Source organism: Streptomyces sp. NPDC005435, from assembly GCF_040703155.1.
Taxonomy (GTDB): domain Bacteria; phylum Actinomycetota; class Actinomycetes; order Streptomycetales; family Streptomycetaceae; genus Streptomyces.
Genome location: NZ_JBEXEQ010000003.1, coordinates 245,307 through 268,422, shown reverse-complemented (window position 1 = coordinate 268,422; position 23,116 = coordinate 245,307). Strand labels below are relative to the sequence as shown.

At 72.0% G+C, this 23,116-nt stretch carries 21 protein-coding genes and 2 riboswitches; of the genes, 3 read left to right on the top strand and 18 right to left on the bottom strand.

All coding sequences use genetic code 11. The features are described from left to right. Window positions 1-18: 18 nt before the first annotated feature. The 8 genes from AB0898_RS06125 to AB0898_RS06090 all read right to left on the bottom strand — a co-directional run bounded on the left by AB0898_RS06125 (window position 19) and on the right by AB0898_RS06090 (window position 10,272). Window positions 19-798 (bottom strand): enoyl-CoA hydratase, encoded by a 780-nt coding sequence (locus AB0898_RS06125; protein ID WP_366801615.1) that lies wholly within the window; start codon window positions 796-798, stop codon window positions 19-21. Continuing rightward, a complete protein-coding gene (gene mmsB / locus AB0898_RS06120; RefSeq protein ID WP_366801614.1) occupies window positions 795-1,691 on the bottom strand; it encodes a 3-hydroxyisobutyrate dehydrogenase in 897 nt (298 codons plus the stop codon). The genes AB0898_RS06125 and mmsB overlap by 4 nt, the downstream gene beginning before the upstream one ends. Further along, complete coding sequence (locus AB0898_RS06115; RefSeq protein ID WP_366801613.1) at window positions 1,688-2,755, bottom strand: enoyl-CoA hydratase/isomerase family protein; 1,068 nt, start codon at window positions 2,753-2,755, stop codon at window positions 1,688-1,690. Before AB0898_RS06115 ends, mmsB begins: the two co-directional genes overlap by 4 nt. Then, the gene (locus tag AB0898_RS06110; RefSeq protein WP_366801612.1) at window positions 2,752-3,900 is read right to left on the bottom strand and encodes an acyl-CoA dehydrogenase family protein; all 1,149 of its coding nucleotides are present in this window, start codon (window positions 3,898-3,900) and stop codon (window positions 2,752-2,754) included. Before AB0898_RS06110 ends, AB0898_RS06115 begins: the two co-directional genes overlap by 4 nt. Window positions 3,901-3,906: 6 nt before the next feature. Beyond that, window positions 3,907-5,430, bottom strand: a complete 1,524-nt coding sequence (locus AB0898_RS06105; protein ID WP_366801610.1) for a CoA-acylating methylmalonate-semialdehyde dehydrogenase — start codon at window positions 5,428-5,430, stop codon at window positions 3,907-3,909. Between the two features lie 231 nt (window positions 5,431-5,661). Further along, a riboswitch (cobalamin riboswitch) is annotated at window positions 5,662-5,843 on the bottom strand. 185 nt (window positions 5,844-6,028) lie between these two features. Further along, entirely contained in the window at window positions 6,029-7,390 is a 1,362-nt protein-coding gene (locus AB0898_RS06100; RefSeq protein WP_366801609.1) for a peptidase C39 family protein, read from the bottom strand. A gap of 341 nt (window positions 7,391-7,731) precedes the next feature. Next, a complete protein-coding gene (locus AB0898_RS06095; RefSeq protein WP_366801608.1) occupies window positions 7,732-9,273 on the bottom strand; it encodes an amino acid permease in 1,542 nt (513 codons plus the stop codon). A gap of 42 nt (window positions 9,274-9,315) precedes the next feature. After that, window positions 9,316-10,272: a hypothetical protein gene (locus tag AB0898_RS06090; RefSeq protein WP_366801607.1), complete on the bottom strand. Its 957-nt coding sequence runs from the start codon at window positions 10,270-10,272 to the stop codon at window positions 9,316-9,318. Window positions 10,273-10,522: 250 nt separating this feature from the next. Between AB0898_RS06090 and AB0898_RS06085 the strand changes: the two genes are divergently transcribed. After that, complete coding sequence (locus AB0898_RS06085) at window positions 10,523-11,143, top strand: hypothetical protein (RefSeq protein WP_366801679.1); 621 nt, start codon at window positions 10,523-10,525, stop codon at window positions 11,141-11,143. A 431-nt stretch (window positions 11,144-11,574) separates the two neighbouring features. Beyond that, entirely contained in the window at window positions 11,575-13,440 is a 1,866-nt protein-coding gene (locus AB0898_RS06080) for an AAA family ATPase (RefSeq protein WP_366801606.1), read from the top strand. Window positions 13,441-13,469: 29 nt separating this feature from the next. On the opposite strand, the gene AB0898_RS06075 is transcribed toward AB0898_RS06080, so the two are convergent. The 9 genes from AB0898_RS06075 to AB0898_RS06035 all read right to left on the bottom strand — a co-directional run bounded on the left by AB0898_RS06075 (window position 13,470) and on the right by AB0898_RS06035 (window position 21,069). Next, window positions 13,470-14,594 carry a hemolysin family protein gene (locus AB0898_RS06075; protein WP_366801605.1) on the bottom strand — a complete coding sequence of 375 codons (1,125 nt, stop codon included), beginning with the start codon at window positions 14,592-14,594 and terminating at the stop codon, window positions 13,470-13,472. After that, on the bottom strand, window positions 14,591-15,925 hold the full coding sequence (locus AB0898_RS06070; RefSeq protein ID WP_366801604.1) for a hemolysin family protein: 1,335 nt from the start codon (window positions 15,923-15,925) through the stop codon (window positions 14,591-14,593). Before AB0898_RS06070 ends, AB0898_RS06075 begins: the two co-directional genes overlap by 4 nt. A 288-nt stretch (window positions 15,926-16,213) precedes the next feature. Further along, window positions 16,214-16,672, bottom strand: a complete 459-nt coding sequence (locus AB0898_RS06065) for a PH domain-containing protein (protein WP_366801603.1) — start codon at window positions 16,670-16,672, stop codon at window positions 16,214-16,216. 14 nt (window positions 16,673-16,686) lie between these two features. Further along, the gene (gene hisG, locus AB0898_RS06060; protein ID WP_366801602.1) at window positions 16,687-17,535 is read right to left on the bottom strand and encodes an ATP phosphoribosyltransferase; all 849 of its coding nucleotides are present in this window, start codon (window positions 17,533-17,535) and stop codon (window positions 16,687-16,689) included. Window positions 17,536-17,610: 75 nt separating this feature from the next. Beyond that, window positions 17,611-17,883 carry a phosphoribosyl-ATP diphosphatase gene (locus AB0898_RS06055; protein WP_026249121.1) on the bottom strand — a complete coding sequence of 91 codons (273 nt, stop codon included), beginning with the start codon at window positions 17,881-17,883 and terminating at the stop codon, window positions 17,611-17,613. A gap of 33 nt (window positions 17,884-17,916) precedes the next feature. Beyond that, entirely contained in the window at window positions 17,917-18,402 is a 486-nt protein-coding gene (gene ribH, locus AB0898_RS06050) for a 6,7-dimethyl-8-ribityllumazine synthase (RefSeq protein WP_366801601.1), read from the bottom strand. Window positions 18,403-18,461: 59 nt separating this feature from the next. Then, window positions 18,462-19,832: a bifunctional 3,4-dihydroxy-2-butanone-4-phosphate synthase/GTP cyclohydrolase II gene (locus AB0898_RS06045; protein WP_366801600.1), complete on the bottom strand. Its 1,371-nt coding sequence runs from the start codon at window positions 19,830-19,832 to the stop codon at window positions 18,462-18,464. Beyond that, window positions 19,829-20,467 (bottom strand): nicotinamide mononucleotide transporter family protein, encoded by a 639-nt coding sequence (locus AB0898_RS06040; protein WP_366801599.1) that lies wholly within the window; start codon window positions 20,465-20,467, stop codon window positions 19,829-19,831. The genes AB0898_RS06045 and AB0898_RS06040 overlap by 4 nt, the downstream gene beginning before the upstream one ends. Beyond that, window positions 20,464-21,069 (bottom strand): riboflavin synthase, encoded by a 606-nt coding sequence (locus tag AB0898_RS06035; RefSeq protein ID WP_366801598.1) that lies wholly within the window; start codon window positions 21,067-21,069, stop codon window positions 20,464-20,466. The genes AB0898_RS06040 and AB0898_RS06035 overlap by 4 nt, the downstream gene beginning before the upstream one ends. A 156-nt stretch (window positions 21,070-21,225) precedes the next feature. After that, window positions 21,226-21,356: riboswitch (FMN riboswitch) on the bottom strand. 322 nt (window positions 21,357-21,678) lie between these two features. On the opposite strand from AB0898_RS06035, the gene AB0898_RS06030 reads away from it, so the two are divergent. After that, complete coding sequence (locus AB0898_RS06030; protein ID WP_366801597.1) at window positions 21,679-22,428, top strand: NAD(P)H-binding protein; 750 nt, start codon at window positions 21,679-21,681, stop codon at window positions 22,426-22,428. 156 nt (window positions 22,429-22,584) lie between these two features. On the opposite strand, the gene AB0898_RS06025 is transcribed toward AB0898_RS06030, so the two are convergent. Continuing rightward, window positions 22,585-23,116: ROK family protein (locus AB0898_RS06025; protein ID WP_366801596.1), on the bottom strand; the 532-nt coding region annotated here is incomplete at its 5' end.

The window sequence follows — 23,116 nt, the reverse complement described above, 5'->3', positions numbered from 1 at the left end:
CTCCGGCTCGGGCGAGGATCACCGGTGCCGGAACTCGGGCGGCCGCTTGCCGACGAAGGCGCCCATGCCCTCCTTCTGGTCGGCGGTCGCGAACACCGCGTGGAACAGCCGGCGTTCGAAGCGGACGCCCTCCGCGAGCGTGGTCTCGAAGGCGCGGGCGACCGCCTCCTTCGCCATCATCGCGACCGGCAGCGACATCCCGGCGACGGTCTCGGCGACGACGAGCGCCTCGCCGAGGAGGTCGTCGGCGGGTACGACCCGGGACACCAGCCCACTGCGCTCGGCCTCGGCGGCGTCCATGGTCCGCCCGGTCAGGCACAGCTCCATGGCCTTGGCCTTGCCCACGGCCCGGGTCAGCCGCTGCGAGCCACCGATACCGGGGATCACCCCGAGTTTGATCTCGGGCTGGCCGAACACCGCCGTATCGGCGGCGAGCAGGATGTCGCAGAGCATGGCCAACTCGCAGCCGCCGCCGAGGGCGTACCCCGCGACGGCCGCCACGGTCGGGGTCCGCAGCTGTCCGAGCCGGTCCCAGGCCGCGAACCAGTCGGCGAGATACATGTCCGTGTACCCCTGCGGCCGCATCTCCTTGATGTCGGCACCGGCCGCGAACGCCCTGTCCGAGCCGGTGATGACGATGCAGCCGCAGTCCGGGTCCCGGTCCAGGGCCTCGGTCGCGGCGACCATCTCGTTCATCACCTGGAGGTTGAGCGCGTTGAGGGCCTTCGGCCGGTTGAGGGTGAGCAGGGCGGTGCGGCCCTTGCGTTCGACGAGGACGGTCTCATGGCCGGTGGTCACGTGGTCTCTCCGCTCCGGTCCCTGATGGTGCGCACGATGCCCGAGAAGTCCTCCGCGTCGCCGACGCGTTCGGCGTAGGCCGCGTACAACTCGGCCGCCCGGAGACCGAGTTCCGCGTGCACACCGCCCTCACGGACGGCGTTGGCGGCCAGGCCCAGGTCCTTGGCCATCAAGGAGGCGGCGAAGCCGGGCAGGTAGTCACGGTTGGCGGGGCTGGTCGGCACCGGGCCCGGCACCGGGCAGTTGACGCTGAGGGCCCAGCACTGACCGGACGCCGTCGAGGCCACGTCGTACAGCGCCTGGTGGGAGAGGCCGAGGCTCTCGGCGAGGACGAACGCCTCGCTGACGGCGATCATGGAGACGCCGAGGATCATGTTGTTGCAGATCTTGGCGGCCTGGCCGGCCCCCGGTCCGCCGCAGTGCACGGCCTTCCTGCCCATGATCTCCAGCAGAGGGCGTGCCTCGGCGAACTCGCCCCCGCCCCCACCGGCCATGAAGGTCAGCGTGGCGGCCTCGGCGCCGACCACCCCGCCGGACACGGGCGCGTCCAAGGCGCGCATCCCGGCGGCGAGGGCCCGCTCGTGAGCCGTTCGCGCGTCGATGACGTCGATGGTGGAGCAGTCGACGAAGAGGGTGCCGGGGCGGGCGGCGGTCAGGATGTCGGCGTAGAGACCGAGGACGTGGCGTCCTGCGGGGAGCATGCTGATGACCACGTCGGCGGCGGCGACGGCCTCGGTCACCGTCGCCGCGGGCTCGACGCCGCTCCCGGCGGCGGCCTCCACGGCCGCGGGGACCAGATCGTGGCCGAGCACCCGGTGGCCGGCCTTGGCCAGATTGGCGGCCATCGGGCCGCCCATGTGTCCGAGTCCGATGAACGCGACGGTACGGCTCACCAGACCACCTCCTCGGTGATGTCGGATGCCGCGGCGAGGCCGAGATCGCGCTCGCCGAGAGGGGTGAAGTAGCGCTCGACGTCCGCTTCCGTGACCTCGGCGAGGGTCGCAGGCGACCACCTGGGCCTGCGGTCCTTGTCGATGACCTGGGCGCGGATGCCCTCCACCAGGTCGGGACCGCGCAGACAGGCGCAGGAGACGCGGTACTCCTGGTCGAGCACCCGCTCCAGAGGGCCGAGCCGGCGGGCGCGGCGCAGCGCCGCCAGAGTGACCTTCAGGGCGGTGGGCGACTTGGTGAGCAGGGCGCGCGCCGCCTCCTTCGCGGCGGGGTCCTCGTGCGCGAGCAGCCGGTGCAGGAGCTGTTCGACCGTGCCGGCGGCGTAGCAGGCGTCGATCCACTGCCGCTGGGCGGCCAGTCCGGCGGGCGGGGGCGGCTGGACGTGCCGGGCGACGGCGTCCCGTACGGGAAGCGCGGCGAGGTCGTCCAGGAACGCCGGGACCGACCCGGACGGCAGGTAGTGGTCGGCCAGTCCGCACAGCAGGGCGTCGCCCGCGCCGACCGGCGCGCCGGTCAGGGCGAGGTGGGTGCCCAGTTCTCCGGGGGCGAGGGCGAGCAGATGGGTGCCGCCGACGTCGGGGACGAACCCGATGCCGGTCTCGGGCATCGCGACCCGGGACCGCTCGGTGACGACCCGGACGCTGCCGTGCGCGGAGATCCCGACGCCGCCGCCCATCACGATGCCGTCCATGACGGCGACGTACGGCTTCGGGTAGCGGGCGATCCGGGCGTTGAGCCGGTACTCGTCCCGCCAGAACGCGGCCGAGGCGGTGCCGTCGCCGTCCCGGGCGTCGTCGTGAATGGCCCGGATGTCGCCCCCGGCGCACAGGCCTCGCTCCCCCGCGCCGGTGATGACGACGGTCTCGACGGCCGGATCGTGCTCCCAGCCGGTGAGCGCCTCGTCGATGCGGAGCACCATCTCGTGGGTGAGGGAGTTGAGCGCCTCGGGGCGGTTGAGGGTGATGTGGGCGGCGTGACCGCGCGTACGGAACAGGACGTCGCTCATCCGAACGCCTCCGTCAGACCGCGGGCCACGATGACGCGCATGATCTCGTTGGTTCCTTCCAGGATCTGATGGACGCGCAGGTCACGGACGATCTTCTCGATGCCGTACTCGCTGAGGTAGCCGTAGCCGCCGTGGAGCTGGAGCGCGCGGTCGGCCACCGAGTAGCCGGTGTCGGTGGCGAACCGCTTCGCCATCGCGCACAGGTACGGCGCCTGCGGATCGCGCCTGTCGAGTGCCTGCGCGGCCTGCTGGACCAGGGCGCGGGCGGCGGCGAGTTCGGTCGCCATGTCGGCGAGGCGGAAACGCAGGGCCTGGGCGTCGAGGAGGCGCTGTCCGAACGCCTCGCGGTCGGCGAGATGGGCCAGGCTGCGGTCGAGGGCGCTGCGGGCGCCGCCCAGGGAGCAGGCGGCGATGCCGAGACGGCCGCCGTCGAGGCCGCTCATGGCGATGCGGAAGCCCTCTCCCTCGCGGCCGAGGAGCCGGCCGGCGGGCAGTCGGACGCCGTCGAGGACGACCTGCCGGGTGGGCTGGGCGTTCCAGCCCATCTTCCGCTCGTCCGGCCCGAACGCGAGGCCGGGGTCGTCCTTGTCGACGACGAACGCGGACACCCCGTGGGCGCCCTCGCCGCCGGTCCGGGCCATCACCACGTACAGCTGGGAGGCGCCGGCGCCGGAGATGAACTGCTTGACGCCGGTGAGCACCCAGCCGTTCCCGTCCCGTACGGCGCGGCTCGTCAGGGCCGCCGCGTCCGAGCCGGCGCCCGGTTCGGTCAGGCAGTAGCTCGTGAGGTCGTCCATCGCGCACAGCCGGGGCAGCCATTGCTCGCGCTGGGCCGCGTCGCCGTAGGTGTCGATCATCCAGGCGACCATGTTGTGGATGGAGAGATAGCCCGCGATGGACGGGCAGCCGGAGGCCAGGGTCTCGAAGACGAGGACGCCGTCGGAGCGGGTGAGGCCGGAGCCACCGTGCTCCTCGCGGACGTAGACGCCGCCGAGGCCGAGCCCCGCGGCCTTGCGCAGGACGTCCACGGGGAAGTGCTTGTCGCGGTCCCACTCCAGGGCGTGCGGGGCCAGGTGGTCCTGGGCGAAGTCGAGGGTGGCCTCGACGAGGGCCTGCTGTTCCTCGGTCAGAAGGGTGCTGGTCATGGCCCATCACCCCATCGTGGGCAGCGTGAAGTTCGCACCCTCGCGCAGGCCGGAGGGCCAGCGGGAGGTGACGGTCTTCGTACGGGTGCAGAAGCGGACGGCGTCCGGGCCGTGCTGGTTGAGATCACCGAAACCGGACCGTTTCCAGCCGCCGAACGTGTGATAGGCGACCGGCACCGGAATGGGCACGTTGACACCGACCATGCCGACGCCGACCCGCCGGGTGAAGTCGCGGGCGGTGTCGCCGTCGCGGGTGAAGACGGCCACGCCGTTGCCGTAGGGGTGCTCGGTGGGCAGGCGCAGGGCCTCCTCGTAGTCGGCGGCACGGACGACGCAGACGACGGGCCCGAAGATCTCCTCCTGGTAGACGCGCATCGCGGGGGTGACCCGGTCGAAGAGGGAGGCTCCGGTGAAGAAGCCGTCCTCGTGTCCGGGGAGGACGAAGTCCCGTCCGTCCACGACGAGTTCGGCGCCCTCTTCCACGCCGAGGTCGACATAGGAGCGGACGCGGTCCACGGCGTCGCGGCCGACGAGGGGCCCGAAGTCGGCCTCGGGGTCGTCGCTGCGGCCGATCCGTAGCGAACCGATGCGTTCCTTGAGCCGGGCCACGAGGGCGTCGGCGGTCTCCTCGCCCACGGGGACGGCGACCGAGATCGCCATGCAGCGTTCGCCCGCCGAGCCGTACCCGGCGCCGATCAGGGCGTCGACGGCCTGGTCCAGATCGGCGTCCGGCATGACGATCATGTGGTTCTTGGCGCCGCCGAAGCACTGGGCGCGCTTGCCGTGGGCGGCGGCGGTGGCGTAGATGTGCGCGGCGATCGGGGTGGAGCCGACGAAGCCGAGGGCGGCGACGCGCGGGTCCTCCAGCAGGGTGTCGACCGCTTCCCGGGCCCCGTTGACGACGTTGAACACGCCGGGCGGCAGACCGGCCTCCAGGAAGAGTTCCGCGAGCCGCAGCGGTACGGACGGGTCGCGTTCGGAGGGCTTGAGGACGAAGGCGTTGCCGCAGGCCAGGGCGGGCGCGGCCTGCCACAGCGGGATCATCGCGGGGAAGTTGAACGGCGTGATGCCGGCGATGACACCGAGGGGCGAGCGCAGCGAGTGGACGTCGATGCCGGTGCCCGCGTTGTCGGTGAACTCGCCCTTGAGCAGATGCGGGATGCCCGCCGCGAACTCCACGACTTCCAGGCCGCGTTGGAGGTCGCCGTGGGCGTCGGGGATCGTCTTGCCGTGCTCGGAGGACAGCAGCCGGGCCAGCGCGTCCTTCTCGCGTTCGGCCAGGTCGAGGAAGCGCAGCAGGACGCGGGCGCGGCGCTGCGGGTTCCACTCGGCCCACTCGCGCTGGGCCTCGGCCGCCACGGCGATCGCGGCCTCGGTCTCGGCCCGGCTCGCGAGGGGGACGAGGGCCTGGATCTCGCCGGTGTCCGGGCGGTACACGTCGCCGTAGGTTCCCGAGGTTCCGGGGGTGCGCTTGCCGCCGACGAAGTGGGTCAGTTCGCGCGTCTCGGCGCGTTCGGTGGTGCGGACCATGGGTGCCTGCTCTCGTCAGGTGGGGTCCGGGGACGGCGCGCGGACGGGTCGCACACGGACGGGGTGGCGTGCGTGTGCGAGGGCCGCGCGGGATGCGCGAATGGCGTGGGGCCGTCAGGGCGTGACGGCGGAAACGGGCCGAACTCCTGGGCGTGCCGGCGCCGCTGGGGCGGGCCTGCCGGGATCGTGGACGCACACCGGTGCCATGCGTGTCAGCTCCATCCTCGTGGACCACACGGAACATCCCGCGGCCGGTATCCTGACTCCCGGATCAGCGCGCGCCGTCCGCCTTCCCGACTTCGAGCTCGTCAGTGGCGTCCTGCTCGACGGCGTACTCCCCGGTCACAGTGGCGGGACCGTGCCGGAATCACACCGGCTTCCCTGCACCGCGGGCCTTGTTCGCGACTATATAGTTGGACGTCCTAGTAAATCCAGGCCCTGGCGGAGCGCATTCGAGTGACACCGGGTTCGGGGGCCGTCCTCGGTTTCCCGTGCCAGTGCGAACCGCACCAGCACCTGGAACCGTGCCGCCTGCCCGGTCAGGGCCAGAAAAAGGCGACCACCCCTGGAAGGGTGGCCGCCGTCGACGAACCCTCGCTCAGCGAACCCCGACCTCGGCGAGCGCCCGCCGCTGACGCGGTGTCGGATCGGCCGGGAAGTACAGATAGCAGACGCCACCGGTCCCCGACGCGACCTGCCCCGAGGCGTTGTACCGCTTCGTCCGCAGCCAGATGGTCTCGAACTCCCGCCGCGCGTACACCCGCCGCACCGCGTCGTCGCTCGGGGAGGCGGGGTCGTTGGCGATGACGTCGCCGTCGCCGGTGAAGCCGATGACCGTCATGAGGTGGCCGGAGGTGCCGTAGCCCGCGCCGGTCAGTTCGGTCTTCAGGAAGGACTGGGAGGTGATGGCGGGGATGCCGGCGGCGATCAGGTTTTCCAGGTCGGTCAGGGAGGTGAGGCGGGTGATCACGCCCTGGAGGCCGGAGTAGGAGGCGGCGTAGGCGGCGTTGAAGGGCCAGTTGCCGCAGCCCTCGTACTGGTAGTCGTAGGTGGACCGGGCCGCGTGGCAGACCTGGGGATCGGCGTAGGCGGGGTCCACCCAGGAGAGCTGTTCGGGGGTGGGACGGGCGCCCCAGTACTCGATGATCATCTCCGAGGAGGTGGGGCTGCACCAGGCCTCGCCGCCGTTGTCGTACTGCGGGTACTGGCCCTTGTGGATCTCCTGCGAGTAGCGGGGTACGGCGAGTTCGCGGGTGAGGGCAGGGGTGGAGGCCGGGACGGTGAAGCGGTCGGGGATGTCCGAGCCCATCGCGCCGAGGCGGCGGACCGTGGGGGTGAGACGGGTGCCGGGCTTGCGGTACAGGGTCAGGCGCAGCCGGTACGACACCAGGCGCAGGCCGGTGCTCGCGTCGTCGATGGCGAAGGTGTCCGTCCACACGGAGCTCTTGCCGTCGCTCTGGTCGTCCACCGAGGTGCGCCGGATGTCCTGGTCGCCGGAGGCCCAGCGGCCCATCACGTACCAGGGGGTCGCGGTGCCGTCGGAGTAGGTGCCGTTCAGCTCCACCTGGAGCCAGGTGCCCTCGGGGGTGTGGGCGTTCCAGGAGGCGATGACCTCGGTGGCGGGCACGCCGAGCCGGTGCGCGGGCGAGGTCCAGGTGGCGTACTCCCAGGTCGCGGTGGTGCCGGTGTGCGGGTCGGTGTAGTCGGTACGGCCCGCGGGCGCGGCGATCACGATCCCGGGCCGCGATCCGGCCACGGCCCGCACGCCGTGTGCGGTGCCCCGCCGCCAGTCCGTGTACGAGGTCCAGGCGTGGTACTCGACGGGACGGCCGGGCGCCCCGCCGTGCCGTACGGCCGGAGCGGCGACGGCGGGAACGGCGGAGACGGCCCCCGCACTCACCGCGACGGCGACGGCCGCCCCGAGGACACTGCGGCGGGAGGGCTGCTGGGCTCTGCTCATGGACGCGACTACCCCCAGGGAGTCCAGGTGCGGACGGGTTCGAACGGGTTCGAACGGGTGCGGCCAGGTGTGGACCACGCACGGCTTCGCGCCCACTATGCGCCTGCGCCCCTGTCCCTGCCAGCACTTCTTCGCTTGTCGCACGAGGAACATTGGTTCAACCAATGACGCGACGCCGAGGCCGAGGCCCCTGGTCCCCACCGGCCCGAGAGCACGCCCCCCAAAAAAAGAAACCGCACATCCGCCCCGGCCCACAGCCCCCGTCACCCCCGAGGGGGCCCGGGCGCGTACGCCCGGACCCCCTCGTGCGTGGAAGCCTGCCGAACCCCCGGAGGGAACCGTCAGATCAGGTCCATCGCCGCCACCTCGTCCGGCCGGCCGTAGCTGACCGGGCCCTGGAAGCGGCGGCGGGCCGTGGTGAACCACCACACCGTGGCGATCAGGAGGACGGCCGCCAGGGCGATGGGGGCGTAGTTGAAGGAGTCGACGGTGATCGGGGACGCCTGCGGGAGCATGAAGAGGACGCTGCTCAGCAGGATCCAGGTCACGGCGAGCCAGCCGATGGGGCGGCCCCAGCGGCCCAGGTGCCAGGGGCCGGCCTGGAACTCGTCGCCGAGGCGCAGCCGGAGGAAGATCGGCACCGCGTAGGCGAGGAAGAGCCCGACGACGTTGACGCTGACGATGGCGGTGAAGGCCGTGTGGGACCACCAGCCGGGGATCACCAGCGCGAGCGAGCAGGCGACGGCGAGCCAGACGGCCTTGACGGGCGTCCGGGTGCGCGGTGAGACCGAGTGCCACCAGCGAGATCCGGGCATCGCGCCGTCGCGGGAGAAGGCGAAGATCTGCCGGGTGTTGCTGGTGAGGTTGGCGAGGCCGCAGAAGAGCATCGCGCCGATGACGATGAGCAGCATCGCCTTGGCGGTGCCGAGTCCGAGACCGTCGATGAGAATCTGGACGGGAGGCGCGTCGGAACCGGCCACCTTGGCGTAGTCGCTAATGCTGTAGACCAGTGCGAGCATCAGGATCAGGCCGGTGACGGCCGAATAGCCGATGGCGCGGGTGATCCCCTTCGGCGCGTTGACGGTGGCCTGAACCGTTTCCTCGGACATGTGGAAGCTGCCGTCGAACCCGGTGAACGTCCAGCTGGTGACGAGCAGACCCAACATGCCACCGTAAAGGCCGTTGGTGAAGCCGGTGTTGTTCTCGAAATGCGTGACGAACGACGCCGACTGATGGTGATCCGGAATCACGATGAGTGCGGTCACGATCACCACGAGTCCGATCAGCAGCCACCAGACGGAAATCCGGTTCAGCAAGGCGACGAGCTGCACGGTGTAGGTGTTGGCGAGCCCCTGGAGCACGATGATCAGGGCCGTGAGCAGCACGGTCTGATGGGTGGTGGGCTCGTACGACGTCCACTGGAGGGCGACGAACGCCTGGATGAAGGTGGCGGCCGCGTAGCCGGTGGCGGCGGTGCCGCCGATCTGACCGACGAAGTTCAGCCACCCGGTGAACCACGACCAGGCGCCCTTGTGCCGCTTGGCGAGCTTGCCCGCCGAGAAATACAGCGCACCGCTCGTCGGATAGGCCGAGGCCACCTCCGCCATCGCGGCACCGATGAACAGGACCATCACCGAGACGCCGATCCAGCCGAACACGAGAATACGGGGTCCGCCCGCATTCATACCGAATCCGAAGGAGGAGAAAATACCCGAGAGGATATTGATGATGGTGAAGGAGATCGCGAAATTGTCGAACGCCTTGAATCGGCGGGTCAGTTTCCGCGGATAACCCATCGCATGAAGCGTCGCGTCGTCGTCGAGGACGACCGGTTCCTCGTCCGCCCGGGACTTCTCCCGGGGCGTCGATATCCGTTCCGACACAGATCGGCCTTTCTGTTGTGGGGACAGAGCGGGTTGCGGGTTTCAGGCGGGTCCGGGGACGGGCAGCCCGCACGCGCGCCGGGCCCGGGAGAGCTGCTCGGCGGGGTCGCCGAAGGCACTCCAGGGCATGCGCGAGGCGTACGGACCCATCGCCGCGAAGACCGCCCGGGCCTCGAACTCGCACTGGGCCATGACCAGTGCGTGCGCGAGGTAGGCCAGGTCGAGCACGGGGGTGAAGCGGTAACCGGCCACCGTGGGCAGCCAGTTGCGGTACGCGGCCAGGGTGGTGGAGCGCCACTGGGGCTGCTCCCAGACCCGGTCCGCGAGGAGCTGGGTGGGGTTGTAGCTCTCCACCAGGGCCACCAGGGGCAGCAGCCTGAGGGCGGAGTCGGCGGGCGCGCGCTGGCTGAGGAAGGCGGCCACGTCCCAGGCCGCGTTCACCGAGCCGCCGTGGCGCGTGAAGAAGAAGGACAGGAAGCGGTGGTGGCCCTCGCGGTTCCAGGGGTCGAGGGAGAGCACGTGGGAGAACAGCCGCCAGGGGCCGGGCGGCGAGGTCAGCAGGCCCTGCGGGGCGGGGTCGCGCAGCCGGTGCAGCCGGGCCATGGTGAGCTTGGCGACCCAGGGCGTGGGGTCGTCGGGGGCGAGGGCCGCGGCCCGGTCGCAGGCCGTGAGGGCGATCCGCTCCAGCGTCTCGGCGCGTTCGTCGCGCGCGTCGGCGGCCCGCATCGCGCGCTGTACGGCGACCCGGGCCCACATCAGCGTGGACTCGGGCGTGGCCTCCTCGGCGAGCCACTGCTCGACCAGGTCGGTGCCGGCCGCCTCGGAGGCGAGCACCAGCGAGCGGTGGGCACGCAGGCCGAAGTCGGAACGCGTCTCGGCCAGGGCCTCCTGGGCATAGCGATAACGCCCGGCGCGCACATCGACGCAAACACTCGCCAGGACACGGTCGTCGGCCGCCGGATGCCATACATAGTGCCCTTCGAATAACTCCGCGGCCATGCTCTCCTGTCCGTCCGCATACGGCGCATCACAAGTTGCGCAGGACGCACCTTACTCAGCCGCCGCCGCACCGGGAACGCCTAAATTCACAAATCGGTCGGCGGAATCGGAACGTAATATCCGCTCATTGACCGGAAGTCAGCCAGTGGTTCAAGGGGTGACGTTTCGACGCCCCGGAGGGTGCCCGCACCGGCCGCTACTAGACTGTTTCCGGAGAACTCCCCCACACCGCCACACCTCGGGAATCGCCATTCAGCACCTCGCCGCCCGGCTGCGCGCCCTCCCCCCGTCGCTGGGCCAGGTCCGGCTGGTGGGTGTCGACGGGCACGCCGGCTCGGGGAAGTCCACCTTCGCCGCACGCCTGGCGGGCGCGCTGGGCGGGGCGCCCGTGCTGCACCTGGACGACTTCGCGAGCCATGAGCACCTCTTCGGCTGGACCGGCCGCTTCACCGAGCAGGTGATCACTCCGCTGGCGCACGGCGGGAGCGCGCGCTGCACGCCCTACGACTGGAATCTGCGCGCCTTCGGGCCGCCCCGCCCGCTGCCGTCCGCGCCGGTGGTCCTGGTGGAGGGGGTCGGCGCGGGGCGCCGGGAGCTGCGCCCGCATCTGGCGCTGCTGCTGTGGATGGAGCTGCCCGCCGCGCAGGCGTGGGCGCGCGGGCGGCGGCGGGACGGGGAGGCGCAGCGGGAGTTCTGGGACGGCTGGACGGCGGCGGAGCGCACGCACTTCGCGGACGACCCCTCGCGCCCCCGTGCGGATCTTCTGGTGCGCCAGGTGCCCGAGGGGTACGAGGTGCTGCCGGGGCCCGCGATGACCGATGGACCGGACCAAGATGTCACTCACCGTGAGGGACCATCGGCGGTGTGGTGAACTTGTGAAGAGGAGGGGCGATCGACTTTCACGAGCGCCCCAACTCCGCTTGACCGAGGGCCCGTACAGGTCTTACGTTCTCAATGTGCGGCTCTCCGGAGTCGCCCCGCAGACACGAAGCCCCCGGTTGTTCCCCCGTGACCGGGGGCTTCGTTCTGCCCGGACACCGTTTCCGTGCCCCTTTTGCGGCCCCGGATTCTCACTCTCGGTCACCGCGCGGTGTGCGCCCCGTATGCCCCCACCTCGCAGAACGACCCCTGTCGCACCCTTCGGCACCTGGTCGTCCCGCGGGTACGATGCCCTCGGTGCGACCTTCGAGCCGCTGCCTCGCGCACCGGTAACTCCGTTCCGCGGCACAGCGGTTCGACCGCGGCGACCGCCGGGCGCCTGCCCGGCGGTGACCATTGGGGGGCACGGTTCATGGGGGGATGATGGACTTCGGCACGCGGGGCTCCGAGGCCCCGGCCGACCTCGCCTGGACGCGGGGCGTGGACGCCTACACGATGGGCGCCTACCCGCAGGCGGAGGAGGAGTTCCGCGCCGCGGTGCGGATGGACCCGGGGATGGCCGACGCCTGGCTCGGGCTGCACGCGCTGCGCGTGGACACGACGACCGCGCTGCTGCGGATGTTCCGGCACCGCGACCGCTTCGGGGAACAGCGCGCCCGGCACCGCCGCGCCCTCAACTCCTGGTACTGGCTGGGCTGGTGGGTGCAGCCGGTACTGGAGAGCCCGCGCGATCTGCTGCTCGCGCACGCCTCGCACTGGCTGGACGGCCGCCATGTGCCGGAGCTGGACCGGGCCCTGGCCGGACTGCCGCCGGTGGACACCGATCCGCAGGTCCGCTTCCTGCACGCGTGCCGCTCCTATCTGGTCAAGGACTGGGACCAGCTGACGCGGCACACCGATCCGCTGCTCGACGACTCCCTGCTCGGCATCGAGGCCGGGCTGTTCGGCGGCATGGCCCGGGTGCGCCTGGAGATGTACGGGCAGGCCGAGCCGCTGCTCTCGGCGGCCCTGATGCGCTGCCGCAGCGAGCAGCCCCAGCGCAAGGAACTGCGCTACTGGCTGGCCCGCGCGCACGAGGGCACGGGCCGCAGCGCCGCCGCCCTGCCGCTGTACCGGGCGGTGCACCGGGTGGACCCGGCCTTCATGGACACCTCGGCCCGGCTCGCGGCCATCGCCGAGGGCGACGGGTACGACGACCCGGGCGACTTCGCCGCGATCACCCTGGCCGGCGCCGGACAGGACGCCATGGACGGCCCGGACACCCTCGATCCGCTCTTCGGCACCGAGGGCCGCGATCTGCGCCTGTCCGAACCCGACCTGCCGACCGGCCCGCTGCCCTCCGTGCCCGACCGCGCGGTGCGCGTGAAGAGCGGTACGTCCACGTCCGCGCCGCTGCCCGCGGGCCCCACCGACCCGGCCCTGCTGGAGGAGGCGCTGACCGAGCTGGAGCGCATGGTCGGGCTCGAACCGGTCAAGCGCCAGGTGAAGGCGCTCTCCGCGCAGCTGAACATGGCACGGCTGCGGGCGGGACAGGGTCTCCCGGTGCAGCCGCCGAAACGACACTTCGTCTTCTCGGGCCCCTCGGGCACCGGCAAGACCACCGTCGCCCGCATCCTGGGCCGGGTCTTCTACGCCCTCGGTCTGCTCGGCGGCGACCATCTGGTGGAGGCCCAGCGCGCCGACCTGGTCGGCGAGTACCTGGGCCAGACGGCCGTGAAGGCCAACGAGCTGATCGACTCCGCGATCGGCGGCGTGCTGTTCGTGGACGAGGCGTACGCGCTCTCCAACTCCGGGTACGGCAAGGGCGACGCGTACGGCGACGAGGCGCTTCAGGTGCTGCTCAAGCGGGCCGAGGACAACCGGGACCACCTGGTGGTGATCCTGGCCGGCTACCCGGAGGGCATGGACCGGCTGCTGGCCGCCAACCCCGGACTGTCCTCCCGCTTCACGACCCGGGTGGACTTCCCGTCGTACCGCCCCGGCGAACTCACCGAGATCGGCCGGGTGCTGGCGGCGGAGAACGGCGACCGGTGGGACGACGAGGCGGTGGAGGAGCTGCGGTCCATCGCCGGGCACGTGGTCGACCAGGGGTGGATCGACGAGCTGGGCAACGGCCGGTTCCTGCGCACGCTGTACGAGAAGAGCTGCGCCTACCGGGACCTGCGGCTCTCGGTGTACCCGGGCACGCTGTCCCGGGACGATCTCGCCACGCTGCGGCTGCCCGATCTGATGCAGGCGTACGGCGAGGTGCTGTCGGGGCGGGGGCCGCAGGACCCGTCCACGATGTGACGGGTCCCGCGGCCTGTGCCTGAGACCGGTCAGGCTGTGAGGGCCTGCTCCGGCTCACCGCTCGGCCTCGGCGCCGAGACCTCCGCGGCGGACCGCTCCGGCTCGGGGCTCTCGTCCGGCGACGGGGCCGGCTGCGGATGGGCCGGGTCGCGGACCTCGCCCACCAGCAGTTCCAGCGCGTCCTCCAGGGCGACCAGGCCGAGGACCCGCCCGGAGGCGTCGGCCACCTGGGCCAGATGGGTGGCCGCCCGGCGCATCACGGTGAGCGCGTCGTCCAGCGGGAGTTCCGCGCGCAGCGTGGCCATGGGCCGCCAGATGTGCTGGGGCACCGCGCGCCCCGAGTCCTCCAGGTCGAGTACGTCCTTGACGTGGACGTACCCCATGAAGGCGCCCTTGTCCGAGGCGGCCACCGGGAAGCGGGAGTAGCCGGTGCGCGCCGTCAGCTCCACGATCTCCGCCGGGGTCACCGAGGGCTCCACGGTGACCAGGGACTCCCGCTTGAGGAGGACGTCGGTGACCGGGCGGGAGCCCAGCTCCAGGGCGTCCTCCAGGCGCTCCTGCTCCTCGGGGTCGAGCAGTCCGGCCTGGCCGGAATCCTCCAGGAGGCGGTTGAGCTGCTCGCTGGTGACGACGGCCTCGACCTCGTCCTTGGGCTCGACGCGGAAGAGCCGCAGGATTCCCTGGGCGCAGGCGCCGAGGGCCACCGTGACCGGCCGGCAGAGCCGGGCGAAGTACACCAGGCCCGGGCCGAGCCAGATCGCGGCCTTCTCCGGGGCGGCCATGGCGAGGTTCTTCGGGACCATCTCGCCGATGACCAGGTGGAAGAAGACCACTGCGGCCAGGGCGATCGCGTAGCCCAGCGGATGGACCATGCCCTCGGGGAGGTGGACCGCCTCGAACAGCGGCTCCAGGAGATGGGCCACGGTCGGCTCGGCCACCGCGCCGAGTGTCAGGGAGCAGACGGTGATGCCGAACTGTGCCGCCGCCATCATCTGCGGCAGCCGCTCCAGACCGTGCAGGACCTGGCGGGCCCGCGCGGTGCCGAGCGGTTCGATCTGGCTGCGGCGCACGGAGACGAGCGCGAACTCGGCGCCGACGAAGAAGCCGTTGGCGAGCACGAGCAGCGCCGCGAAGAAGAGTTGCAGGACGCTCATCGCACGGTCTCCTTCACCGCGGCCACCGGGGCCGTACGGACCACGCGGACCCGCTCGGCACGGTAGTGGCGGACCTGGCGGACCGAGAGCCGCCAGCCGGGCAGTTCGGCCCGGTCACCGGGCGCGGGGATACGGCCGAGCAGGTCGGCGACCAGCCCGGCGACGGTCTCGTACGGCCCCTCGGGGGCTTCGAGGCCGATGCGCCGGAGCACATCGACCCGGCAGCCGCCGTCCACGTCCCAGGCGGGGCGGCCGTCCTCGGGCGGGGCGGCGACGAGCTCGGGCACGTCCTGGCGGTCGTGCTCGTCGCGGACCTCGCCGACGAGTTCCTCGACGATGTCCTCCAGGGTGACCACGCCCGCCGTGCCGCCGTACTCGTCGACGACGACCGCGATGGGCTGCTCGCTGCGCAGCCGGGTCAGCAGCGGCCGCACCGGCAGGGTCTCCGGGACGAGGAGCGCCTTGTGGGCGATGCGGGCGACCGGGGTGCGCAGGCGCTCGTGCGCCGGGACCGCCAGGGCGTCCTTGAGGTGGACCATGCCGACCACGTCGTCGATCTTCTCCCGGTAGACGGGGAAGCGGGACAGGCCGGTGGCCCGGGTCAGATTGACCACGTCCTCGGCGGTGGCCGAGTCCTCAAGGGCGCTGACCTTCACGCGCGGGGTCATGACGTGCTGTGCGGTCAGCTCGCCCAGGGAGAGCGTGCGCACGAACAGGTCGGCGGTGTCCTGCTCCAGGGCACCCGCCTGTGCGGAGTGCCGGGCCAGGGAGACCAGTTCGCCGGGGGTGCGGGCGGAGGCCAGCTCCTCGGCGGGCTCGACGCCGAGCGCGCGCACCAGTTTGTTCGCCACCGTGTTCAGCACGGCGATGACCGGGCGGAACAGGCGCGCGAAGCGGTGCTGCGGGCCGGCCACGAAGCGTGCCACCTGGAGCGGCTTGGAGACCGCCCAGTTCTTGGGCACGAGTTCGCCGATCACCATCTGGACCGCCGAGGCGAGCAGCATGCCGACGATGACGGCGATCCCGGAGGCGACGCCCTCGGGCACGCCGAGCGCGCCTACGGGGCCGTCCAGCAGGTCGGCCAGGGCCGGTTCGGCGAGCATGCCGACGACCAGGGAGGTGATGGTGATGCCGAGCTGGGTGCCGGAGAGCTGGAAGGACAGCTCCTTCAGCGACTCCACGACCCGGTGGGCGCGCTTGTCGCCGTCGGCGGCCGCCTTCTCGGCGTCGGGCCGCTCGACCGTGACGAGGCCGAATTCGGCCGCCACGAAGAAGCCGTTGGCCAGGATGAGCAGGAAGGCAGCCGCGAGAAGCAGCAGAGAGGTGGTCATGATGCCGCCGCCTCGGCACGCACGCGGAACGGGTCCGCGGTATGTCGGCAGGGGGCGGCGCAGGTACTACAGGACGATCCGTCCATCGCCGGAGAGGGTCACTCCTCGCATAGCAGGGAAACCTCCGTGCGCGCCGGGCGTGGCACGACGGAGGCGGAGGCGCCATGGGGACGCCTCCGCCAACAGATTAGTCAAGACAGGGGCCGGTGCGGCAGGGGCGGCGCCCCTGAACCGTCCCCGAGCGGACCCCGACCCGGCCCTGACCTCGGGCCGGACCGCCGTCGGGGCTCAGCCCCGAGAGGCCTCCGGATCGCGCGGCGCGCGCTGCTCCACCAGAGTGCGCAGGGCCCGTGCGTCGGCGATGGCCCGCTGCTTGGCGACGCCGGGCTGGATGCCGAGCGCGGCCAGGCTGGTGCCGTCGGTGAGGTTCAGGAACACCCAGGGGTCGCCCTGCCGCAGGTTGACCTGGACGATTTCCGCCCAGTCCAGCTTGCGGCTGCTCGCGATGTTGACGACGGTCACACCGGAGTCCTCGGCGACGACCTTCACCCGGGCCAGCCGGGCCAGCACCCAGAAGATGAGGGCGCCGGTGAGGACGAAGGTGAGCCGCTCCCCCGGGCCGACCTTCTCCAGGAGCAGGCCGATGCCGGAGATCACCACGAAGATCGCGACTCCGGCGGTGAGCAGGATGGCCCGGGTGTGGCCCGGCCGGAAGGTGACCGGGAGGGCGGGCGGGGTGTCGGACATCCGGGGCGTGTCCCTCACAGGCGGCAGGCGTGGATGGCGGTGGTGAGGATGGCGCGGGCGCCGATCGCGTAGAGGTCGTCCATGATGCGCTGGGCGTCCTTGGTGGGGACCATGGCGCGGACGGCGACCCAGCCCTCGTTGTGCAGCGGGGAGACCGTCGGGGACTCCAGGCCGGGCGTGAGCGCGACGGCCTTCTCCAGCTGCTCGACGCGGCAGTCGTAGTCCATCATCACGTACGTGCGGGCGACCAGGACGCCCTGGAGGCGGCGCAGGAACTGCTGGACCTTGGGCTCCTCGACGTCCGCGCCGGTGCGGCGGATGACGATGGCCTCGGAGGTCATGATCGGGTCGCCGAAGACCTCAAGGCCCGCGTTGCGCAGCGAGGTGCCGGTCTCCACGACGTCCGCGATGACCTCGGCGACACCGAGCTCGATGGCGGTCTCCACGGCGCCGTCGAGGTGCACGACGGAGGCGTCCACGCCGCGCTCGGCGAGGTGGCCCGCGACGATGCCCTCGTAGGAGGTGGCGACGGTGCGGTCCTTCAGCTCCTCCACGCCCGTGGCGGTGCCGGGCTTGGCGGCGAAGCGGAAGGTGGAGCGGGCGAAGCCGAGCGGCAGGATCTCCTCGGCGCCGGCGCCGGAGTCGATCAGCAGGTCGCGTCCGGTGATGCCGATGTCGAGGCGGCCGGAGGAGACGTAGAGCGCGATGTCGCGGGGGCGGAGGTAGAAGAACTCGACCTCGTTCACCGGGTCGACGACGCGCAGTTCCTTGGACTCGCGGCGCTGCCGGTAGCCGGCCTCATGCAGCATCTCCCCCGCAGGTCCGGACAGGGAACCCTTGTTGGGGAGAGCGATGCGCAGCATGAGGTTTCGGCTTCCTTCGTGTGACGTGGGGTGGTGCGGTGGAACGGGCGGAACGGTGGAGTCGCGCAGGGCGGTTCAGAGATGGGCGTAGACGTCGTCCAGGGAGATGCCGCGGGCGACCATCATCACCTGGACGTGGTACAGCAGCTGGGAGATCTCCTCGGCGGCCGCTTCCTTGCCCTCGTACTCCGCGGCCATCCAGACCTCGGCGGCCTCTTCGACGACCTTCTTGCCGATGGCATGGACGCCCTTGCCGACCAGTTCCGCGGTGCGGGAGGTGGCGGGGTCGCCGGTGGCTGCCTTGTGCTGGAGCTCGGTGAAGAGCTCCTCGAACGTCTTCTTGGACATGGTGGTCTCCACCCTACGCGCTCCGGGGGTGCCTCAGTGCCAGGGTTCGGACACCGAGCGCAGCGTGGCCGCGGTCGCGACGGCGGCGGTGACCGCCTCGTGGCCCTTGTCCTCGCTGGAGCCCTCGATGCCGGCCCGGTCCAGGGCCTGCTCCTCGTTGTCGCAGGTCAGCACGCCGAAGCCGACGGGGACGCCGGTCTCCACCGAGACCTGGGTGAGGCCCTGGGCGACGCCCTGGCACACATAGTCGAAGTGGGGGGTGCCGCCCCGGATGACGACGCCGAGGGCGACGATCGCGTGGTAGCCACGGCCCGCGAGGACCTTGGCGGCCACGGGCAGTTCGAAGCTGCCGGGGACGCGGATCACCGTCGGCTCGTCGATCCCCAGCTCGTGCAGGGCGCGCGTGGCGCCGTTCAGCAGGCCGTCCATCACCTTGTCGTGCCACTGCGCCGCGATGACGGCGACCCTGAGGTCGCTCACATTGCGTACGGACAGCTCCGGTGCACCCTTGCCGCTCACGTCTCTCCTCAGTGCTCTGTCTTGCCGGTCGTGCCGTGTCTTGCCGGTCGTGCCGTGTCTTACTGGTCGCCGCAGGTGGACACGGCGGGGGTGTCCAGCCAGGGCAGGTCGTGGCCCATCCGGTCGCGCTTGGTGCGCAGATACCGGAGGTTGTGCTCACCGGCGCGGACGGGCATCGCCTCGCGGCCGGTGACCTTCAGACCGTGGCGTTCCAACGCCTCGGTCTTGTCGGGGTTGTTGGTCATCAGCCGGACACCGCGGACCCCGAGATCGGCGAGGATGCGGGCGCCCGCGCCGTAGTCCCGGGCGTCGGCGGGCAGGCCGAGTTCGAGGTTGGCGTCCAGGGTGTCGCGGCCGCGCTCCTGGAGTTCGTAGGCGCGCAGCTTGGACAGCAGTCCGATGCCGCGTCCCTCGTGGCCGCGCAGATAGACGACGGCGCCCCGGCCCTCGGCCTGGATGCGCTCCAGGGCGGCGTCGAGCTGGGGGCCGCAGTCGCAGCGCAGGGAGCCGAAGACGTCCCCGGTGAGGCATTCGGAGTGGACGCGCACCAACACGTCCTCGCCGTCGCCGAGTTCGCCGTGGACGAGGGCGACGTGCTCGACGCCGTCGGCGGCGCGGTAGCCGTAGGCGGTGAAGACGCCGTGCCGGGTGGGCAGCCGGGTCTCGGCCTCGCGGCGAACGGCGGCCTCGGCGGGGGCCGTGCCGGTCGCGGGGTCGGTGCCGGTCGGGGCGGTCGCGTTCTGCACGGGCACCGCGGCCGGGGTCTCCTGGGCGCGGCGGTACGTGATCAGGTCCGCGATGGAGATGATCGTCAGGCCGTGCTTGCGGGCGAAGGGGATCAGCTCGGGCAGCCGCAGCATCCGGCCGTCCTCGCCCGCGATCTCCACGATGGCACCGGCCGGGCGCAGTCCGGCGAGGCGGGCGAGGTCCACGGCGGCCTCGGTGTGGCCGTCGCGGACCAGGACGCCGCCCTCGCGGGCACGCAGCGGGAAGATGTGACCGGGGCGCACCAGGTCGGCGGGCTCGGCGGTGCCGCTCGCCAGGAGCTGAAGCGTGGTGGCGCGGTCGGCGGCGGAGATGCCGGTGGTCACGCCGTGCGCGGCGGAGGCGTCCACGGAGACGGTGAACGCGGTGCGCAGCGCCTCGGTGTTGTCCTCGACCATCTGCGGCAGCCGGAGCCGGTCGAGTTCGGCGCCCTCCATGGGCGCGCAGATCAGGCCCCGGCACTCGCTCATCATGAAGGCGACGATCTCGGGGGTGATCTTCTCGGCGGCGATGACGAGGTCGCCCTCGTTCTCGCGGTCCTCGTCGTCCACGACGACGATCGGGCGCCCGGCCGCGATGTCGGCGACGGCGCGCTCGACCGGGTCGAGGGTGAAGTCCTCGGCGCCGTCGGCGGCGAGGTGGTGCAGGGGCGGTGCCGAGGTCATGCCGGCGCTCCTTCCAGGACGGGCCGCGCCGCCTCGCGGGAGCGCAGCCACCAGTCGCGCATGCCCCACAGGACGAGTGCGCCGTAGATGACGTAGACGAAGCCGGAGAAGGCGTAGCCGTTGGCGAAGTTGAGGGGGACGCCGACCACGTCGACCAGGAGCCAGGCGATCCAGAACTCGGTCATGCCCTTGGCCTGGGCGTACATGGCGACGATGGTGCCGACGAAGATGTAGGCGTCCGGCCAGGGGTCCCAGGACAGGGACGGGTAGGCGGTGAAGAGCAGGGCGACGGCGACGGTGCCGGCGGCCGCGGCGGCGATCATCGCGGCGCGCTCGCGCCAGGTGGCGAAGCGGGGGGCGATGTGTCCGCCGGCGGTGCTGCCGCCCCGTCGCCACTGCCAGAAGCCGTAGAGCGCGACGGCCATGACGACCGCCTGCTTGCCCGCGCTGCCGGTGAGGTGGCCGTAGAAGGCGGCGAAGAGGATCAGGCCGGAGACGAACTGCACCGGCCAGGTCCACAGGGAGCGGCGCCAGCCGAGGGCGAGCGCGGCCAGGCCGAAGACGTTGCCCAGCATGTCGGACCAGAGGATGTGCTGGCCCAGCAGCGTGAACGCCTCGGAGTTCAGTGAGTTCACCGCGCGTCCCCCTGCCCGGCCGCGAGCAGTCGCTCCACGTACTTGGCGATGACGTCGACCTCGAGGTTGACCGGGTCGCCGGGCTGCTTGTGGCCGAGTGTGGTCAGGGCGAGGGTGGTCGGGATGAGGCTGACGGTGAAGAAGTCGGGGCCCGCCTCGACCACGGTGAGGCTGATGCCGTCCACCGTGATGGAGCCCTTCTCCACGACGTAGCGGGAGAGTTCGGCGGGCAGCGAGATCTTCACGGCCTCCCAGTGCTCGGAGGGGGTACGGGCCAGCACCTCGCCGGTGCCGTCGACGTGGCCCTGCACGATGTGGCCGCCGAGGCGGGCGCCGACCGCGGTGGGGCGCTCCAGGTTGACGCGGGAGCCCACGTCCAGCGCGCCGAGGCTGGAGCGCTTGAGCGTCTCGGCCATGACGTCGGCGGTGAACTCGTCGCCCTCGTGGTCCACGACGGTGAGACAGACCCCGTTCACGGCGATGGAGTCGCCGTGCCGCGCGCCTTCGGTGACGACGGGGCCGCGAAGCCGGAAACGGGACGCGTCGCCGAGATTCTCGACGGCGGTGATCTCACCCAGCTCTTCGACGATTCCGGTGAACACTTCCCGGGTCCTCCTGCCTCATGGGGCACGGACTCCGGGGCTCGTCGATGACGACGGCAGGAACGGACGAGGCGCGACCGAATGCGACGCCGAGGGGACGCGTCCGCGTGCGGACAAGTCCTTCAAACGGCGGCGCGCATCGGTGATGCCCGCCCGCCGCGCACTGCCTCCCATCCGGACTTTAACCGTCGGTCCAGGAATTTCACCTGGTCAACCGGCCGCTGGAAGCGACCGGGTCGCGGACTGTAACCGCCGGTTCGGAATTTCACCGACCCCGGAGTGCGCTGCTTCTGGTACACGGCCAGTGTGCCATGCCCGACTGTCACCCATGCGGGCGAGTGGTGTGGGGTGCCTCACAGGGACGCGAGTCCGGCCGGCCGGGCGCGGAGAGGGCGCCGGTCAACCGCCTTTCCTCACAGCTGTGTTGAGCATGGTCCGGACCTATTGACCACAGTGGTCTAGTCCTCTTATGGTGCGGACGGACCCGGCGGCGGTGACGACGGCCCTTGCCCGCCGCCGGGTCACCACGACCTCCATGTCACATCCACGCGGGGCCGTCCGTCCCACTCTTGCAGGGGTGAAGCGCCCCGCAGGGGAAGTGGAGGACGGATGAGCACGATCCTGGTGACCGGCGGGACCGGCACGCTCGGGCGGCACGTCGTGGGACGGCTGCGGGAGGACGGCCACGCGGTACGGGTGCTCAGCAGGCACGCCGAGCCGTACGCCGTCGATCTGCGCACGGGCGGACCGGGCCTCGACGCGGCCCTCACGGGCGTGGACACCGTGGTGCACTGCGCGAGCAGCCCCCGGGGCGGCGACGAACAGGCCGCGGACCGGCTGATCTCCGCCGCGCGCCGCGCCGGTACGGCACACCTGGTCTACATCTCGATCGTCGGCGTGGACCGGGTGCCGCTCGGCTACTACCGCGCCAAGCTCGCGGTGGAACGCCGCATCGAGGACTCGGGCCTCGGCTGGACGGTGCTGCGCACGACCCAGTTCCACGACCTGGTGGCCACGGCACTCCGCGCCCTCACCGCGCCTCCCCTCGCCCTGCTCCCGGCCGGGCTCTCCGACCAGCCGGTGGAGGTGACCGAAGTGGCCTCCCGCCTGGCCGAGTCGGCCTCCTCCGCACCGGCGGGGCGGGTACCCGACATGGGCGGCCCCGAGGTACGGACCCTGCGCTCCCTGGCCGACGCCTACCTCCACGCCACCGGCCGGCGCCGGGCCCTCGCGGAAGTACCCCTGGCCGGCCGGACCTACCGGGCGTTCCGCGCGGGCGGACATCTGACGCCGGAGAGGGCGGTGGGGAAGGTGACGTTCGAGGAGTATCTGGCGACGGGGCGGGGCGGGGGCCGGTAGGGGGTGGGTACGGGCGGCGGCCGGAGCGGCTGGGGATACGGTCGGGGGCTGACGCGGAGGCCGGGAGCGGCCGGGGGTACGACCGCGAGCCGACGCGGACGCCGGGAGCAGCCCGGGATACGACCGGGAACCGACGCGAAGGCCAGGCGCTGGGAGTTAGGGCGCGGCCCGGTGGCCCGGCGGGGTGAACAGCTCGTCCTGCGCCCGGTCGCGGGCGGTCAGCAGGGCCCCGCGCAGTACGGCCCCGCCGCCGAGTTCGCTCGCCCGTACCTCGGTGGCCAGCGGCGACATCCTCCGCAGCCGCTCCGCCACCCGTCCGGCCAGCTCCGTTCCCCCGGCCTGCCCGACCTCACCTCCGAGGACGACACACCCGGGGTCGAGCAGGGCGGCCACGGAGGCGGCGCCTATGGCGACACGGTCGGCGAGGGCATCCAGGAAGCGGGCGGCGTTTCCGGGGTCGACGGCGGGGGTGCGGGGGCCGGCGGCCGGGACGTGGGAGTCGACGGCGGGGGCGCTGGAACCGGCCACGGGGATACCGGAGCCCACTGCGGAGGGGCGGGAGCCGACCGCAGGGGTGCCGCAGGCGTCTGCCGGGGTGCGGGAACCGGCCACGGGGACACCGGAGGCCGCCGCAGGGGTGCCGGAGCCGACGGCCGGAGTACCGGAACCAGCCACGGGAACACCGGAA